Annotated in this window: 17 protein-coding genes; 10 read left to right on the top strand and 7 right to left on the bottom strand. The window is 62.6% G+C overall.

Annotated features, from left to right (window positions below; translation table 11 throughout):
* Window positions 1–64: 64 nt before the first annotated feature.
* Window positions 65–1081, top strand: a complete 1017-nt coding sequence (locus ACUXVH_RS29975) for a class I SAM-dependent rRNA methyltransferase (protein ID WP_065363672.1) — start codon at window positions 65–67, stop codon at window positions 1079–1081.
* A 105-nt stretch (window positions 1082–1186) separates the two neighbouring features.
* Window positions 1187–4105, top strand: coding sequence for a DUF748 domain-containing protein (locus ACUXVH_RS29970; RefSeq protein WP_065363671.1), 2919 nt, complete (start codon window positions 1187–1189; stop codon window positions 4103–4105).
* Window positions 4106–4316: 211 nt separating this feature from the next.
* On the opposite strand, the gene ACUXVH_RS29965 is transcribed toward ACUXVH_RS29970, so the two are convergent.
* On the bottom strand, window positions 4317–4673 hold the full coding sequence (locus ACUXVH_RS29965) for a BON domain-containing protein (protein ID WP_011063519.1): 357 nt from the start codon (window positions 4671–4673) through the stop codon (window positions 4317–4319).
* Window positions 4674–4901: 228 nt separating this feature from the next.
* Entirely contained in the window at window positions 4902–5318 is a 417-nt protein-coding gene (locus tag ACUXVH_RS29960; protein ID WP_011063520.1) for a pilin, read from the bottom strand.
* Window positions 5319–5647: 329 nt separating this feature from the next.
* On the opposite strand from ACUXVH_RS29960, the gene ACUXVH_RS29955 reads away from it, so the two are divergent.
* The 4 genes from ACUXVH_RS29955 to yacG are packed head-to-tail and all read left to right on the top strand — an operon-like array spanning window position 5648 to window position 8560.
* Window positions 5648–6865 (top strand): type II secretion system F family protein, encoded by a 1218-nt coding sequence (locus ACUXVH_RS29955; protein WP_065363670.1) that lies wholly within the window; start codon window positions 5648–5650, stop codon window positions 6863–6865.
* 2 nt (window positions 6866–6867) lie between these two features.
* Window positions 6868–7740 carry a prepilin peptidase gene (locus ACUXVH_RS29950; RefSeq protein ID WP_065363669.1) on the top strand — a complete coding sequence of 291 codons (873 nt, stop codon included), beginning with the start codon at window positions 6868–6870 and terminating at the stop codon, window positions 7738–7740.
* Complete coding sequence (coaE, locus tag ACUXVH_RS29945; RefSeq protein ID WP_065363668.1) at window positions 7737–8360, top strand: dephospho-CoA kinase; 624 nt, start codon at window positions 7737–7739, stop codon at window positions 8358–8360. Before ACUXVH_RS29950 ends, coaE begins: the two co-directional genes overlap by 4 nt.
* Window positions 8357–8560 (top strand): DNA gyrase inhibitor YacG, encoded by a 204-nt coding sequence (gene yacG / locus ACUXVH_RS29940; protein ID WP_015637069.1) that lies wholly within the window; start codon window positions 8357–8359, stop codon window positions 8558–8560. The genes coaE and yacG overlap by 4 nt, the downstream gene beginning before the upstream one ends.
* A 19-nt stretch (window positions 8561–8579) precedes the next feature.
* On the opposite strand, the gene ACUXVH_RS29935 is transcribed toward yacG, so the two are convergent.
* From ACUXVH_RS29935 to ACUXVH_RS29925, 3 genes are all read right to left on the bottom strand, one after another.
* On the bottom strand, window positions 8580–8795 hold the full coding sequence (locus ACUXVH_RS29935; protein WP_011063525.1) for a hypothetical protein: 216 nt from the start codon (window positions 8793–8795) through the stop codon (window positions 8580–8582).
* Window positions 8796–8858: 63 nt separating this feature from the next.
* Window positions 8859–9548 (bottom strand): energy-coupling factor ABC transporter permease, encoded by a 690-nt coding sequence (locus ACUXVH_RS29930; RefSeq protein WP_053153931.1) that lies wholly within the window; start codon window positions 9546–9548, stop codon window positions 8859–8861.
* A complete protein-coding gene (locus ACUXVH_RS29925; protein ID WP_026019989.1) occupies window positions 9545–10012 on the bottom strand; it encodes a hypothetical protein in 468 nt (155 codons plus the stop codon). The genes ACUXVH_RS29930 and ACUXVH_RS29925 overlap by 4 nt, the downstream gene beginning before the upstream one ends.
* A 143-nt stretch (window positions 10013–10155) precedes the next feature.
* Between ACUXVH_RS29925 and ACUXVH_RS29920 the strand changes: the two genes are divergently transcribed.
* The 3 genes from ACUXVH_RS29920 to ACUXVH_RS29910 all read left to right on the top strand — a co-directional run bounded on the left by ACUXVH_RS29920 (window position 10156) and on the right by ACUXVH_RS29910 (window position 12507).
* Entirely contained in the window at window positions 10156–10785 is a 630-nt protein-coding gene (locus tag ACUXVH_RS29920) for a DUF1780 domain-containing protein (RefSeq protein WP_011063528.1), read from the top strand.
* 189 nt (window positions 10786–10974) lie between these two features.
* Window positions 10975–11148: a DUF3094 family protein gene (locus ACUXVH_RS29915; RefSeq protein WP_015637073.1), complete on the top strand. Its 174-nt coding sequence runs from the start codon at window positions 10975–10977 to the stop codon at window positions 11146–11148.
* A gap of 60 nt (window positions 11149–11208) precedes the next feature.
* Window positions 11209–12507 carry an NAD(P)/FAD-dependent oxidoreductase gene (locus ACUXVH_RS29910; RefSeq protein ID WP_011063529.1) on the top strand — a complete coding sequence of 433 codons (1299 nt, stop codon included), beginning with the start codon at window positions 11209–11211 and terminating at the stop codon, window positions 12505–12507.
* A gap of 56 nt (window positions 12508–12563) precedes the next feature.
* Here ACUXVH_RS29910 and ACUXVH_RS29905 read toward each other — a convergent pair whose 3' ends face one another.
* On the bottom strand, window positions 12564–13454 hold the full coding sequence (locus tag ACUXVH_RS29905; RefSeq protein ID WP_065363667.1) for a proline iminopeptidase-family hydrolase: 891 nt from the start codon (window positions 13452–13454) through the stop codon (window positions 12564–12566).
* A 95-nt stretch (window positions 13455–13549) separates the two neighbouring features.
* Window positions 13550–14308 carry a LuxR family transcriptional regulator gene (locus tag ACUXVH_RS29900; protein ID WP_011063531.1) on the bottom strand — a complete coding sequence of 253 codons (759 nt, stop codon included), beginning with the start codon at window positions 14306–14308 and terminating at the stop codon, window positions 13550–13552.
* Between the two features lie 284 nt (window positions 14309–14592).
* Here ACUXVH_RS29900 and ACUXVH_RS29895 point away from each other — a divergent pair, with 284 nt between their 5' ends.
* Window positions 14593–15804 (top strand): aminopeptidase P family protein, encoded by a 1212-nt coding sequence (locus ACUXVH_RS29895; protein ID WP_065363665.1) that lies wholly within the window; start codon window positions 14593–14595, stop codon window positions 15802–15804.
* Window positions 15805–16103 lie beyond the last annotated feature (299 nt).

The raw sequence follows: 16103 nt of genomic DNA, 5'->3' as shown, positions 1-16103 counted from the left end.
TCCTACAACGGACGGGACGCTGGTAAACTGCCGCGCCTCACTCCTCAGCTCCAAGGCGCTCCGCATGTCCTCCTTGAATCAGGCGCTGCGCGCCGCTCTCGATCACCGCCAGGACCTGCTCGCCGAGTTGCATCAGCAAGGCACCGACTGCTATCGCCTGTTCCACGGCAGCCAGGAAGGTGCCGGCGGCCTGACCATCGACCGCTATGGCCCGCAATTGCTGGTACAGAGCTTTCACCAGACGCTGGAACGCGACGCCCTGCTGCAACTGCACGACAGCATCAATCAGCATCTGAACCTGTCGACCCTGCTGGTCTACAACGACCGCTCCCGGGGCAACTCGCGGATCGACCGCGAAGACTCGGTGTACCGCGCCGAAGAGGCTGCCCTCGAGGACCTGGTTGGCCACGAATGGGGCCTGAATTACCGCGTGCGTGGACGCCACGCCGGGCAGGACCCGCTATTGTTTCTCGACCTGCGCAACGCCCGTGGCTGGGTCAAGCAGCACAGCGCGGGTAAACGCGTGCTCAACCTCTTCGCCTACACCTGTGGCGTAGGCCTCAGCGCCGCAGCTGGCGGCGCGCGCGAAGTGTGCAACCTGGACTTCGCCGAGGGCAACCTGGCCGTCGGACGGGAGAACGGCCAGCTCAACCCGCAATTGCCACAGATGCAGTTCGTGCAGTCGGACTATTTCCCGGCCATCCGCCAACTGGCGGGCCTGCCCATCAGCCAGCGCCGCGGGCAGAAACTGCCCAGCTATCCGCGCCTTGAACAGCGCCAGTACGATCTGGTACTGCTGGACCCGCCAGCCTGGGCCAAGAGCGCCTTCGGTACGGTCGACCTGCTGCGTGATTACCAGAGCCTGCTCAAGCCGGCACTGCTTGCCACCGCCGAAGACGGCGTGCTGATCTGCTGCAACAACCTGGCCAAGGTCTCGATGCCGGACTGGCGTGAACAAGTATTGCGCTGCGCCGAGAAGGCCGGGCGTCCGGTGCGCGACTGCCAGGTCCTGGTACCCGCCGCGGACTTCCCCTCCCAAGACGGGCAACCCCCACTGAAAACCTTGATCCTGCAACTTTGACCAAGGGCAGGAAATCTGAACAATCCTGAAGACTGGAGTGGTTTCGGAACCGTAAACGCGTGCCATACTCCAAGGCACTTCCGATTCAGATAGATGAAGCCTCGCATGACCAAAGGATTGATTCGCGCTCTTTGCGCCTTGTTGACCGCTCTCGCCCTTTACAGTCTGCTGGGCTTTCTGATTCTGCCGGGCATTGCCTTGCGGGTGGCCAACCAGCAATTGGCCAACTACGCCACCACCCCAGCCCATATCCAGCGCATCGAGCTCAACCCCTTCAGCCTGGAGCTGACCCTCTGGGGCCTGAGCATCGGTGAACCGGGCAAGGAGCAGATCGCCTTCGATCGCCTCTACGCCAATCTGCAATTGGACAGCCTGTGGAAACGCGCGCTGCACCTGGCGGATGTCGAGCTGGACCAGCCCAAGACCGAAATCCTCTTCGACAAGGAAGGCAAGCTCAACCTCCTGGCCCTGTTCAAGCTGCCGGCCAGCGAACCGACCCCAAGCGACCCCAACGCCAAACCCTTCCCGGTACGCATCGAACGCATCAAGCTGGCCGGCGGCTACCTGCATTTCCAGGACCTGCGCCCCAGCGAACCCATCGAATTCCTCTACAACAAGCTCGATTTTGAGCTGAAGAACCTCAGTACCCTGCCGGACGACAGCGCCGACATGACGCTGGTGGCCACCGGCCCCGAGGGCGGGCAGATCGACTGGAGCGGCAACTTCAGCGTGACGCCGCTGACCTCCGAAGGCACCTTGAAAGTCACCGACGGCAAGATGAAAGCCTGGTGGCCCTATGTGCGCGATGCGGTGCCGCTGGTGCTGGAAGACGGCGTGGTCAACCTCAGTACCCACTACAAATTCAGCCTGACCAAGGAAACCGAGCTGCTGCTGGACAACACCTCCATCAGCGTCGCGCCCTTTGCCATCAAGGCCCCGGACGGTCGCCCACTGGCGCGCCTGGAGCGCCTGGACGTCAGCGAAACCACAGTCGACCTGGCCAAGCAGCACGTGATTGTCGGCAAGGTCCGCAGCCAAAAGCTCGAAACCTGGGCCGCCCTTGAAGCCGATGGCCAGTTGGACTGGCAAAAGCTCTTCGCCAGTCAGCCGGCCAAACCGGCGCCAAAACCCGAGCCGGCCGCCGCCGACGCCCCCAAGGAACCGGCAGTACCAGGCAAACCCTGGCAGGTGCTGCTCAAGGACGTGCAACTGCGCAACTACCAGGTGCACCTGGCCGATCGCAAGGCCAAGCCCGCCGTAGCCCTGGAGCTGGGGCCGCTGAACCTGGACCTGCAGAACTTCGACAGCCTCAACCAGTCACCCTTCACCCTCAAGCTCGATACCGGCCTGGGCAAACAAGGCAAGGTCAACGCCACCGGCGAGGTCAACCTCAACCCCGTCAGCGCCAAACTCAAGGTGCAGACCCGGGACATCGATCTGCGCGTCGCCCAGTCCTATATCAGCCCGTTCATCCGCCTGGAACTGCGCAGCGGCATGCTCGGCAGTGACCTGGCAGTGGACCTGAAGAAAGTCGAACCCCTGACTTTCAGCGTCACCGGCCGGGCCAATGTGGACCAGTTGCACACCCTGGACACCCTCAAGACCCGCGACTTCGTGAAATGGAAACAACTGGTGGTCGAAGGCCTGAACTATCAGCACGGTGACAGCCTGACCATCAGCCGGGTCAACCTGATGCAGCCCTATGCACGTTTCATCATCAACGATGACCGCACCACCAATATCGACGACCTGCTGATTCCACAACCACCCAGCAGTGGTGGCAAATCCTCGACGAAGGCCGAGCCCAGCTCAAGCAAGCCCCTGGGCATCCACATCGGTGAAATCGCCATCAACGACGGTTCGGCGAACTTCGCCGACCTGAGCCTGACGCCGAACTTCGCTACCGCCATCCAGCAGCTCAACGGCCATGTCGGCACCATCGACAGCCGCCAGGCCAAGCCGGCAGACGTGGACGTCAAGGGCAAGGTCGACCGCTATGCGCCGGTGACCATCAAGGGCAGCGTCAACCCGTTCGATCCGATGGCCGCCCTGGATATCGCCACCAGCTTCAAACGAGTGGAACTGACCACCCTGACCCCCTACTCCGGGAAATTCGCCGGTTTCCGCATCCGCAAGGGCCGGCTCAACCTCGACCTGCACTACATGATCACCAAGGGCCAGCTCAAGGCCGAGAACAAACTGGTGGTCGAGCAGTTGCAACTGGGGGAAAAGGTCGACAGCCCGGACGCCGTGGATCTGCCGATCCGCCTGGCAGTGGCCTTGCTGAAAGATACGGACGGCAAGATCTCCATCGAGCTGCCTATCTCCGGTGATTTGAACAACCCGCAGTTCAGCGTGATGCCGATTGTCTGGCAGACCCTGCGCAATCTGGTGCTGCGCGCCGCCCAGGCACCCTTCAAGTTCATTGGCGGGCTGGTCAGCGGTGGTGGCTCGGAAGACCTGAGCAACGTGTCCTTCGCTCCAGGCTCCAGCGACCTGAGCAAGGAATCCGAGTCGGCCCTGACCACCCTGGCCAAGGCGCTCAAGGAGCGTCCGACCCTGCGCCTGGAAATCGAAGGTACCAGCGCCCAGAGCAGTGACGGCCCGCTGATCGCCGAGCAGCGGCTGGAGCGCGAATACCAGTACAACTACTACAAGATCCTCCAGCGCCGCGGTGACAAGGTCCCCGCCCAGGCGTCCCTGCTGCAGGTTCCCGAGGGCGAAAAGGCCCCTCTGCTGGAAGGCATCTACCGCACCCGCCTGAAACAGCAGCCGCCGGCGGAATGGACCCAGCTCAGCCGCGACGAACGCAGCGCCAAGCTGCGTGAAGGTTTGATCAAGTTCTGGAGCAGCAGCGACGTGCTGTTGCGACAACTGGGTCAGGAGCGCGCCAGCAGCATCAAGGACTTCCTGGTGGACAAGGGCCAACTGGCCGACGACCGGGTCTACTTCATCGATGCCAACCTGGGCCAGGCCGAAAGCGATGGCCGGGTCGTCACCCCGCTGCACCTGGACAGCGAATAAACCTCTCGCGCCGGGCTCCACCCAGCCCGGCCGGTCTCTCCTGCAGCGCCTGCCTTGGCGCCCACAATAGAACAGGCCCCGACACTCAGTGCCGGGGCCTGTAATGATCACGTCCTTGTGATCTTCCGCATGAACCCTTTTGAGAAGCGGCAGACGTATCACTCGGCTCGTCTACCGCACCCTCTCCCTGTCCAGGCGAGAAGCGTGAGTGTTACTCGGCTTTCAGGCCGTCAGCGGAAACTGCCTTGACGCCTTTGATTTTCTTGGTGATGGCCACGGCGGTAGCTTTCTGAGCCTCGGTTACCGCAACAGTGGACGACAGCGAAACAACGCCCTTGTTGGTTTCAACCTTGATGTCGGTGCCAGGAATGCCTTTCTCGGTTACCAGATCGCTTTTCACTTTGGTGGTGATCCAGGTATCGGAGGTGGCCTCTTTGGCCTTGGTCACTTCACCGGCAGCCACCACCATGGGCGACTGGGTGTTTTGAGTGGTCTGCGCAAATGCTGCGTTAGCCATGGTCAGGGTCAGAGCGGTAGCAGTTGCGGCAGCGATAGCGAACTTCTTCATACGAGTAACTCCTGTTCTTTAAGAAAGCCTGCGCCGTGTCCTGGCAACAGGGTTATGAGGGATATTGCAGATGCTGTGCCAAGTCTGGGAGCCTATAAATATTCATAAAAATCAATAAGTTATAAAATCCAAAATAATTCGGCATCATGCAAAATGCATGACTGCCCGCCAATCTGCATGCAAGTTGCGGCTTTTTCAGCGCGGCCTGGCCAATCGTGAAAAGCCTCCTCAAGCCCCCTCCGCACCACAGCCTTTGGGCGCATAGTCGGCCTCCACAGTGGTGGTGCATGTCCATCCTGAAGTCGCCGAACGGGTCAGGGTCAGGGTCTTGTTCAGCACCGGCCCCGGCGCATTGAGCAGGGTGCAGCCAATGCTGCCTTCACCGGTGGCCGCCGTCCCGCCGGCACTCATCCGGCAGTTGGCGGTCTGGGCCGTGCCCCCGGCCAGGGCCAGGGTCGGATCGGTCCCCTGGTTCAGCAGATCCTCGACGTTGACCTTCAGGGCCGACGCCTCGGCCAGGGCGGCAATCACCTTGGCCCGCGCCTGGTACTTGGCATACATCGGCATCGCCACGGTGGCGAGGATGCCGATGATGGCTACCACCACCAGCAATTCGATCAGGGTAAAACCGGATTGATGTTTCATGGGTTGCCTCCTGGCATGGACGAATGTTGCATGAGCACAAAGGCGTGAAGCACAGCCTGTGCCAGGGGATAACCCACGGATTACGTGGCCTGCAGGCGCGATAGCCCATGGCCTTGAGCGCAAGGAGTCGCACAAACTGACAAATTTCGTCAGCCCCTGCCCCTCTCCGGCAGCGCCTCGCCAGCTAGGCTTGGACAGGTGCATGGCGACCCGACAGTCGGCTCGCGCGCCCACCAAGGAACGTCCGGGGGTCAGGGTGATCTATCACCCGTTCGAACACAGCAGGGCGCTTGCGCCTCCCTATCCACCCTTGCACCAAGGATCGAACCATGGCGGTAAAAGCACCCGCGACCAGTGTCTATCTCTGGCACGGCACCGACAGCCAGGGCCGCCCCCTCACCGGAGAACTCAGCGCCGCGACCCCGGCCCTGATCAGGGCGCAATTGCGCAGACAGGGCATCACCCCAACCCGAATCCGACGCAAACCCAAGGGCTGGCTGCGCCTGCATCAGCGAGTAGGGGCACGGGACATTGCCCTGCTCACCCGGCAGCTGGCCACGCTGATGCAGGCCGGGGTGCCGCTGCTGCAATCCTTCGACATCATTGCCGAAAGTTTCGAGCATCCGCAGATGCGCCAACTGCTGGCCAGCCTCAAGCGCGACATCGAGGCCGGCTCCAGCCTGGCCGCGGCATTGCGCAGACAACCGCGCCACTTCGACCCGCTGTACTGCAACCTGGTGGACGCCGGCGAGCAGGCCGGCGCCCTGGATACCCTGCTGGAGAGAGTCGCCACCTATAAGGAAAAGAGCGAGAACCTGAAGGCGCGGCTGAAGAAAGCCATGGTCTATCCCTTGGCGGTGATCGGCGTGGCGGTCGTGGTCAGCAGCATCCTGCTGCTCAAGGTGGTCCCCCAGTTCCAGAGCTTGTTCGCCGGTTTCAATGCCGAGTTGCCACTGCTCACCCAGTGGGTCATCGCTCTGTCACATTTCATCCAGCAGCAGGGGGCGCTGCTGCTGGCCGCCGGTGTGCTGGGCGGGCTTGCGGCGCGCCTGGCCTATCAGCGCTCCCCGAGCTTGCGTGACCGCCTGGATGTCGGCCTTTTGCACATGCCCCTGGCCGGGCCACTGCTGCATAAATCCGCGGTGGCCCGCTACGCACGGACCCTGGCCACCACCTTCGCCGCCGGCGTTCCCCTGGTGCAGGCCCTGGATTCAGTGGCTGGAGCCAGCGGCAACCCTGTCTTCAGGCAAGCGGTGCAACGGATCCGCCAGCAGGTCGCCGCCGGCATGCAATTGAACTTTGCCATGCGCGCCAGCGGGGTCTTCCCGACCATGGCGATCCAGATGACCGCCATCGGCGAAGAGTCCGGAACCCTGGATCATCTGCTGGAAAAAGTCGCGATCCATTACGAGGTCGAGGTGGACAACCTGGTGGACAGCCTGACCAGCCTCATGGAGCCGTTGATCATGGTGGTCCTGGGGGGTATCGTCGGCGCCCTGGTGGTTGCCATGTACCTGCCTATCTTCCAACTCGGTACAGCGATCTGAACATGCCCCTGACTGACGCCCTCACTCTCTACCCCATGGCCTTCGTGGCTGCGGCCCTGGTATTGGGCCTGATCGTCGGCAGCTTTCTCAACGTGCTGGTGTGGCGCCTGCCGAAAATGCTCGAACGCGACTGGCGAGCCCAGGCCCGCGACGTGCTGGGGCTGGAGCCGGAACCTGTGGCTGCGCCCTACAACCTGATGCTGCCGCACTCCCAGTGCCCGCACTGTGCGCAGCCGATCCGCCCCTGGGAAAACATTCCGCTGCTCAGTTACCTGTGGCTACGTGGCCGCTGCGCCCACTGCAATAGCTCCATCAGCCCGCGCTACCCGTTGACCGAACTGGCCTGCGGGCTGATCTCGGGTTTTATCGCCTGGCACTTCGGCTTCGGCTGGGCGGCCGGGCTGATGCTGATCCTCAGTTGGGGGCTGCTGGCAATGAGCCTGATCGACGCCGATCACCAGCTGCTGCCGGATGTGCTGGTGCTGCCACTGTTATGGCTGGGGCTGATCGCCAACAGCTTCAGCCTGCTGATCAGCCTGGAGGATGCGCTGTGGGGGACGGTGATCGGCTACCTGTTCCTGTGGTCGGTGTTCTGGCTGTTCAAGCTGCTGACCGGCAAGGAGGGCATGGGCCACGGTGATTTCAAGCTGCTGGCCCTGTTCGGGGCCTGGGGCGGCTGGCAGATCCTGCCGCTGACCCTGCTACTGTCATCCCTGTTGGGGGCGATTCTCGGCACGATCCTGCTGCGCCTGCGCCGGGAAAAGACTTCGACGCCAATCCCCTTTGGACCCTTTCTGGCCATTGCCGGCTGGATTGCCTTGCTCTGGGGTGGTCAAATAACCGACTTCTATCTGCAGTTTGTCGGTTTCCAATGACTCGCTCCGTTAACACACCCTGGACCCTCGGCCTGACCGGCGGCATCGGCAGCGGCAAAAGTGCCGCCGCCCAGCACTTCATCGACCTGGGGGTGCATGTGATCGATGCCGATCATGCCGCCCGCTGGGTGGTGGAGCCCGGCCGCCCGGCCCTGGAACAGATTGCCCGGCACTTTGGCCAAGGCGTGCTGCAGGCCGACGGCCAACTGGATCGCGCGGCTCTGCGCAAGCTGATCTTCGAGGTGCCCGAACAGCGTCGCTGGCTGGAAGCCCTGCTGCACCCGCTGATCGCCGAGGAAATTGTCAGCCACCTGGCCCGCGCCGAATCGCCCTACGCAATCCTGGTGTCGCCGCTGCTGATCGAATCCGGCCAGTCGCGGATGACCCAGCGGATTCTGGTGATCGACGTGCCCCAGCAACTGCAGATCGAGCGTACCCTGCGGCGCGACCAGATCAGCGAACAGCAGGTCCAGGCGATTCTCCAGGCCCAGGCCAGCCGTGAGGAACGCCTGCGCCATGCCGATGACGTGCTGGTCAACGACCGCGACCACGCCTGGTTGCGCAGCGAGGTCGAGCGCCTGCATCACTTTTACCTAACTTTGCGTGGAGGCCAGTCATGAGCCAACCCCTGACCGTCGAATGCCCAACCTGTGGCGCCCCTGTGGAATGGACCGCGACCAACATCAACCGGCCCTTCTGTTCCGATCGCTGCAAGCTGATCGACCTGGGCGCCTGGGCTGCCGAGGAGCACAAGATTCCGGTGAGCCCGGATGCCGAGGACGAGCTGTTCTCCGAAGAGCTGCCCCCTCGCGCTCACTGAGTGCTCACCCCGGCGCCGGTCAGGGCCGCATGAAGCTGTAGTCCTGATCGTCGTCGAGGTTTTCCGCTAGAAACTGCAGCTCGTCTGCCAGGTCCTCGATGCTGCGCACACTCTTGCTTTGCTGCACCACCGCACTGAGCAGGGCGCGCAGGCTCAACCCCGGTTCAAAACCTTCCTGCTGAGCATTGTGCAGACTGTCGCGCACTTCCTGCCGGGCCCACTGGTAGACACTCATGACCGCACTCCTGAGATTTTTGCCGAGCATGCAGCCCGGCAAAACACCGTGGATTGATATGGATCAAGGGCGCGGATCCTCGTCTTTCCAGGGCGCCGACAGGTAGCGGGTACGGTTGAAGGTTTCCAGCCATTCCGGGCAGAACACCACCAGGGCGCTGATCACCATGCCGTTGATAAAGGCTTCCGGGAAGATGATCAGCCACAGGTAGCCGACAAAATCTTCCAGCCATTCGGGCATGGCAAAGCGTTCGTCGAACCACAGCAGGCCCAGGCCGCAGAGCAGGCATAACAATGCCGAGAGTGCCGCGGCAAAGAACCCCGAGCAGAAGATATAGACGAAGGGATTGCGCGGCTGGGCCCGTTCCACCAGGCAGGCGCAGGCCTCGGTGACCGCCACCGGCAGCAGGATCAGCAAGGTTCCATTGACCCCCAGCGCCGCCAGGTCCTGCCGGCCCAGGGCCAGCAGGCCCAACTGTGCGATCAAGCCGCCAACTATCGCCAGCGGCCAGTCCAGCAGCAGGGTTACTGCGGTCATGCCGATGAAGTGGTAGGAGACCCCCGTGTCGAAATCCCGGCGCACCAGCCACAGCAGAAACAAGGCGAACACCGTGCCAAACAGCAAGTGCTGGCGCCGGCTGTCGGTAAACAGCTCGACCCAGGGCGCCCGCAGTACCGCCCAGATCAGTACTGGCACATACAGCAGCCAGCCGCCAATCAGGCTTTGCGGCGACAGCAGCGCCGCGCTGATCATGGCTGGGCCCGTTCCAGCGCCGCAGCCAATTGCGCGGCCGTGGCGAACGCCTGCCGGGCGACCAGTTGCCCATCCTGCAGTTGCAGCCACAGCACCTGATCCTCGGCGGCGGGATAGCGTGGTGCCACGCGCCCATCGCGATCGAGCATCACTCGGTAGGGGTAATCCTTCATGGCCGGCACCGCAAACAGTTTGGCGATCACTGTCGGCATGCGCTGGATATCGGCGACAAACACCCCGTGGCGCTCCTGCAGGTAGCCCTTGGGTTTGTCCTTGAGCGCCGCATTCACCACTTTGGCGGCATCCATGCTGCGTGCCACCAACAGGATCCGCGCCTGGGAATCGAGGCTGTAGGGCTGGTCGAATTGATCCAGCAGGGTCCAGGGCGCCAGGCGCTCTCCTATTTCCAGGGCCTGGGCCCACAACGGCAACAGGGCCAGCAACAGCATTGACCAGCGCTTCACTGCGCACTCCTTATCGAATGGTTGGACGGCAAACAGTCTACACCGCCCCTGGGCAGGCTCCAGCGAGGTTGCCGGCGACGCCTGCGGAGGTTTTTGCACGGCTGTGGTTTTTAAGGTCATATTTGAGCGCTAAGCTTGGGGGTATGGATGACTCAGATTTTTTGCGCCTGCTTACCATCCAGGCCGAACAAGCCAACGCGTTCCTGTCCAATGCCCGCAAATGGGAGCGTGAGCGTTGGGTCTGCCAGCGCCTGCTGCAAGGCCTGAACATTCCCTACCGCAACGACGAGTTCACCGCCGCCGGGCAAGAGCCCCCCGATGTGCTGTTTCGCGAGGCCAGCTTCGAAGTGTTCTTCGTCCTCGACGAAGGCCGCAGGCTCAACGATGAATGGCGCGACGAACTGCAGCGCCGGCGCAGCGCGTTCTCCCTGAGCCAGCTGGTGCGCCGCGAAGCCAAGCCCAAGCGCATCCCGGCCAGCGAACTGTTGCTGCGCCTGGCACCGACCTTGCGCAAGAAGGCCCACAACTATCAGGAGCGCGGAATGAACCTCGGCGAGCTGGACATCATTGCCTTCGCCGCCCTGAAACGCGAAGTCCTGGATCTCAACAGCCACTTCCCGCCCCCCACCGAATACCTGCGCCAGGGCTGGCGCTCGCTGTCCCTGGTGGGGCCGACGTTCGCCCGCGTGCTGTTCGCCCACCCGGATGCACCGGAGTTCCTGCGCAGCAACCTGGGCCGCAGCATCCTCTTCGACGTCGGCATCAGTTTGTAACGCCGGTCAATGCGGCCTGTGTAGCCATGGCGCAATCCGCCCGGCAATGGTAAAAAAGCACACTTGCCTGCCAACGCCGGGCCCGTGCCAGCGAGCCCTCACGCGGCAGCGGCTATGCTCCGTTCATGCCGGATAACACCGCGCTGTAACATTCCTCAACGTTGCGACGTCTATCTGACGAGGTCTTTTATGAGCAGCCGCCTGAACCCCGACGACCAACGCCATGTCGAAGAATACCTGCAACTGCCCCAGCATCGAGTCGAGCGCCGGCCCTTCCGGCCGTGGATGCTCCTCGTGGTGGTGATTGCGGTGACTGTCGCCCTGGGCCTGTTGAGCCGTTTCATCAGTTACCTGACGCTATGAGCTGCTTCGCGCTCGCTCGGTTGACTGCACCGATTTCTTTTAGCCTTGCGAGATATCCCCATGACTCATCGTATTGTCATCGTTGGCGGCGGCGCCGGCGGCCTGGAGTTGGCGACCCGCCTGGGTAAGACTCTGGGCAAGCGCGGCACCGCCAGTGTGATGCTGGTGGACGCCAACCTGACCCACATCTGGAAACCGCTGCTTCACGAAGTGGCTGCCGGTTCCCTGAACTCTTCCGAAGACGAACTCAACTACGTCGCCCAAGCAAAATGGAACCACTTCGAGTTCCAGCTGGGCCGCATGAGCGGGCTCGATCGGCAGCGCAAGAAGATCCAACTGGCCGCCACCTACGACGAAGAAGGCGTGGAGCTGTTGCCGGCCCGGGAGCTGGGCTACGACACCCTGGTGATCGCCGTGGGCAGCACCACCAACGACTTTGGCACCCAGGGCGCGGCCCAGCATTGCCTGTTCCTCGACACCCGCAAGCAGGCCGAGCGCTTCCACCAGCAACTGCTCAACCACTACTTGCGAGCCCATGCCGGGCAGACCGATGCCGTGGAGCAGATCAGCGTGGCCATCGTCGGCGCCGGCGCCACTGGCGTGGAACTGGCGGCAGAACTGCACAACGCGGCCCATGAACTGGCGGCCTACGGGCTGGACCGGATTCTCCCGGAAAACATGCACATCACCCTGATCGAGGCCGGGCCACGGGTGCTGCCTGCCCTGCCCGAACGCATCAGCGGCCCGGTGCACAAGACCCTGGAGAAACTCGGGGTCAAGGTGCTGACCAACGCCTCGGTCAGCGAAGTGACCGCCGACAGCCTGATCACCGCCGACGGCCAGACCATTCCCGCCAGCCTCAAGGTCTGGGCCGCGGGCATTCGCGCGCCAGGCTTCCTCAAGGACATCGACGGCCTGGAGACCAACCGCATCAACCAACTGCAGGTACTACCGACCCTGCAGACCACTCGCGACGAGAACATCTTTGCCTTCGGCGACTGCGCCGCCTGCCCGCAACCAGGCAGCGACCGTAATGTGCCGCCACGGGCCCAGGCCGCGCACCAGCAAGCCTCGTTGCTGGCCAAGTCGCTGAAGCTGCGCATCGAAGGCAAGGACCTGCCGACCTACAAGTACACCGACTACGGCTCACTGATCTCGCTGTCGCGCTTCTCGGCGGTGGGCAACTTGATGGGCAACCTCACTGGCAGCGTGATGCTCGAAGGCTGGCTGGCGCGGATGTTCTACATCTCGCTGTATCGCATGCACCAGATGGCGCTGTACGGAGTCTTCCGCACCGCGATGCTGATGCTTGGCAGCCGAATCGGCCGCGGTACCGATCCACGCCTGAAGCTGCACTAGGCCCCTGAAAAACCACGCCCCCGCTACGTAACGTAGCGGGGGCTGCTGGCGTACGGTTACAGGCATTCATCGAGAAAATTCACGACGGTGCCCATGCAGGCGACCCGCTCCTCGACGTGGGGCATGTGGCTGGAGTGTTCGAACAACGCCAGGCGAATGCCGGGAATCTTCTCCAGGTAGGGGCTGACCACAACTGGCGTGGCTTCATCGTAGCGGCCACAGATCAAAAGCGTCGGCACCTCGATGCGTCCCAGGCGCTCGACGATGCTCCAGTCCCGCAGGTTGTCCATCAGCGGAAAACCTCCCCCCCGCTCCGCGCCATCGGTACCACGGCCCTGGGCAAACATCCGCGCCACCTCTTCAGGCCACGGGCGCAGCCGACATACATGCCGTTCAAAGTACAACTGCCAGGCCTGCACATATTCGGCGCCACGAGGGGAGCCCGGCTGCTCATGCCAGGTCAGCACCTGCAACGCCTCCTCAGGCAGGGCTGCGCGCAGTTTCAGGGTCTCGGCTTCCCAGGTGCGCATGTCGGCTGGCGCATTGGCCAGGATCAGCGCACGCAAGCCGGCCGGCGCGCGCACCCCGTGCTCGCTGGCCAGCGCAGCTCCCCAGGAGTGACCCAGCAGGGCGTAGTCCTGGCTGATGCGCAGGTGGTCCAGGAGGTTGTCCAGCTGCTCCAGGTAGAGTTCAAGGCTCCAGAACGACGGCGGCTTGCCATCCAGACGAGTGGAGAGGCCACTTCCCAGGTGATCGAATTGAACGATCGCCCGACCACTGGCGGCCACATCCCTGAAGGCGTCCAGGGTGTCATGGGTGCAGCCCGGACCGCCGTGCAGAATCACCAGGGGCGTAAGTCCGCTGTGCAGATCCCCGGTGACCCGATACCACGTCTGATGGACGCCAAAGGAGGCATAGCCTTCCAGTGGTGGTTTGCTTGCATTCATTGCGCATCGCTCCCTGATGACAATCAGCCTGTGTCGTTCAATCTTCCGTTCCGCGCTCCGACGCCTCCAGTGCGGCAGAGCCTGTGCTACTCGCCTCAGTTACCCAGCAGGCGATAGTGAACCGCGCGAACCACCGCCTGAACCCGATTCCTGGCGCCCAGCTTGTGCATCGCCGAGGTCAGGTGCAGGTTGATCGTGGCCTGCGAACGCTGCAGGCGCTCGGCAATCTCGCCGGAAGTCATGCCCTCTGCAGCCCATTTCAGGCACTCGCGTTCACGCCGGGTCAGATCAACCGGATAACTGCGAACGCATTTGCTGAGCTGTGGATAGAGATGCTCCTGCAACGCATGAGCAAGCAGGGTGAAGTGGCCCTGAACCTGTTGCAAGTCCTGTAATGCCACCGTGGCATTGCCGGAGCGCAAACCGGTGAGGCTGGCGAAACCGCCCCTGGGTAAATGGATGGGCACGGTCATGCCGTGGGCCATTTGATGATGGTGCAGGTAACTGGATACCGGAGCGTGCTGCTGCCCGAGGGCCTGACGCAGGACGGTTTCCGCCTCGGGCTTGTAGGACCAGATAAAGGGCGAGGAGCTGTCCAGAGCAACCTGCTGGACCGGGTCGATATGGTAGTAACCCTGATCGCACCAGAGCTCCAGCCAGTCTCTGGGGGTATTGCAGACCATGGCACTGGGGATGATCAGCTCGCCTGCCTGATCGAAAGGCACCGGGCTGTAGTCATAAACCAGGGCATCGAAACCCAGTTCCGAGGCCAGTGTCATGGTTCCCGTCATTCGCTCATGCAGCGAGTTTCCGGACAAAAGATGGGTATCAAATTCCGCGAGCCTGCTCTGCATCCTTGCCGCTTCCTTACTGTTGATCCTTAACAGCGAAGGGCCAGAATGCCACGCCCGGCAGCAACGGGCCAGGCAAAACCTATAAGAAATACCAGGTTTGCGGCACAACCAGCGCTTGCCCCAGCGTCATCGGCGCCCATAGCCATGACCCGCAAAACAGCGCTGACAACCAGCTCAAGGTCGGTACCGCACATGCCTGCCCCCGCCCTATCTGCTGCAATGCAGTGTCACGGCCCACCCCGTGTGGCGCCATGCATCGCTCATAGCAGACAAGGACCCAGGCCATGCAGATGCCCCAGACGCTTGAGTTGCACAACGGTGACAAAGCCCCTGCCACCTTCTCCCCCAAAGAATACGCTCGACGCCTGGGCGCCCTGCGGGCCTACATGGCGCAACAGGACATTGACGCCGCGCTGTTCACCTCGTACCACAACATCAACTACTACGCCGGCTTCCTGTATTGCTCCTTCGGCCGCCAGTACGCCCTCGTGGTGACCCAGGAACACAGCGTGCTGATCAGCGCCAATATCGACGGCGGCCAACCGGGGCGGCGGGCGACCTGCGATGCCCAGGTGATCTACACCGACTGGCAGCGAGGCAATTTCTTCGTCGCGGTCAAGCAGGCCCTGCCCCGCGCTTCGCGCCTGGGGCTGGAGTTCGATCATCTGACCCTGCCCAATCACCGGGCCTTTTCCGAGCTCTATCCCCAGGCACAGTTACTGGACATCGCCACGCCCTGCATGAACCTGCGCATGCTCAAGTCCGCCGAAGAGCAAGCGCTGATCCGCCAGGGGGCGCGGATTGCAGACATCGGCGGGGCCGCCGCCATCGAAGCCCTGCACAACCAGGTACCGGAATACGAAGTGGCCGGACACGCCACCCAGGCCATGGTGCGGGCGATTGCCGAGGCGTTTCCGGGGGCCGAACTGATGGATACCTGGACCTGGTTTCAGTCCGGGCTCAATACCGATGGCGCACACAATCCACTGACCTCGAGACGGGTCAGCCCAGGAGAAGTGCTGAGCCTCAACTGCTTCCCGATGATCGCCGGCTACTACACCGCCCTGGAGCGCACGCTGTTCCTCGGCCATTGCCCCGACGCCTGCCTGCGATTGTGGGAGATCAACGTCCAGGTGCATGAAGCCGGGCTGCAACTGGTCAAGCCCGGCGCACGCTGCAGCGATATCGCTCGACAACTGAACGCCCTCTACCTGGAGCACGACCTGCTGCAATACCGTACCTTCGGCTATGGCCATTCGTTCGGCATCCTCAACCACTACTATGGGCGCGAGACCGGGCTGGAGTTTCGTGAGGATGTGGAGACCATTCTTGAGCCCGGCATGGTGGTGTCCATCGAACCGATGATCAGGCTGCCCGAAGGCCTGCCCGGTGCCGGCGGTTATCGGGAACACGACATCCTGATCGTCGACGAGCACGGTGCGTGCAATATCACCGGGCTGCCGTACGGACCGCGGTACAACATCATTGGCAGTTGACTCAACTGCCTGGAAAACGCCCTCCCCCACAAAGAGGGCTCGCCGCTTCAGCCATGACTCGAGTCATCAGCCAAATACAGCGACGGAGAACATTCAGCACAAGCACAATCGAGGCATCAAGGGCTGTAGGTACCCTACCCAGGCTCGACGCCAGCGGGCCTGCGAACTTTTCCACGGGCATACGAAAAAGGGCACCTCATTGAGGTGCCCTTTTTCGTGAATATGGTCGGGGTAAGGGGATTCGAACTCCTGACATCCTGCTCCCAAAGCAGGCGCGCTACCGGACTGCGCTATACCCC

Source organism: Pseudomonas sp. 8(2025), from assembly GCF_052665325.1.
The sequence above is the reverse complement of the archived record's forward strand: the minus strand, read 5'-3'. Positions and strand labels throughout refer to the sequence as shown.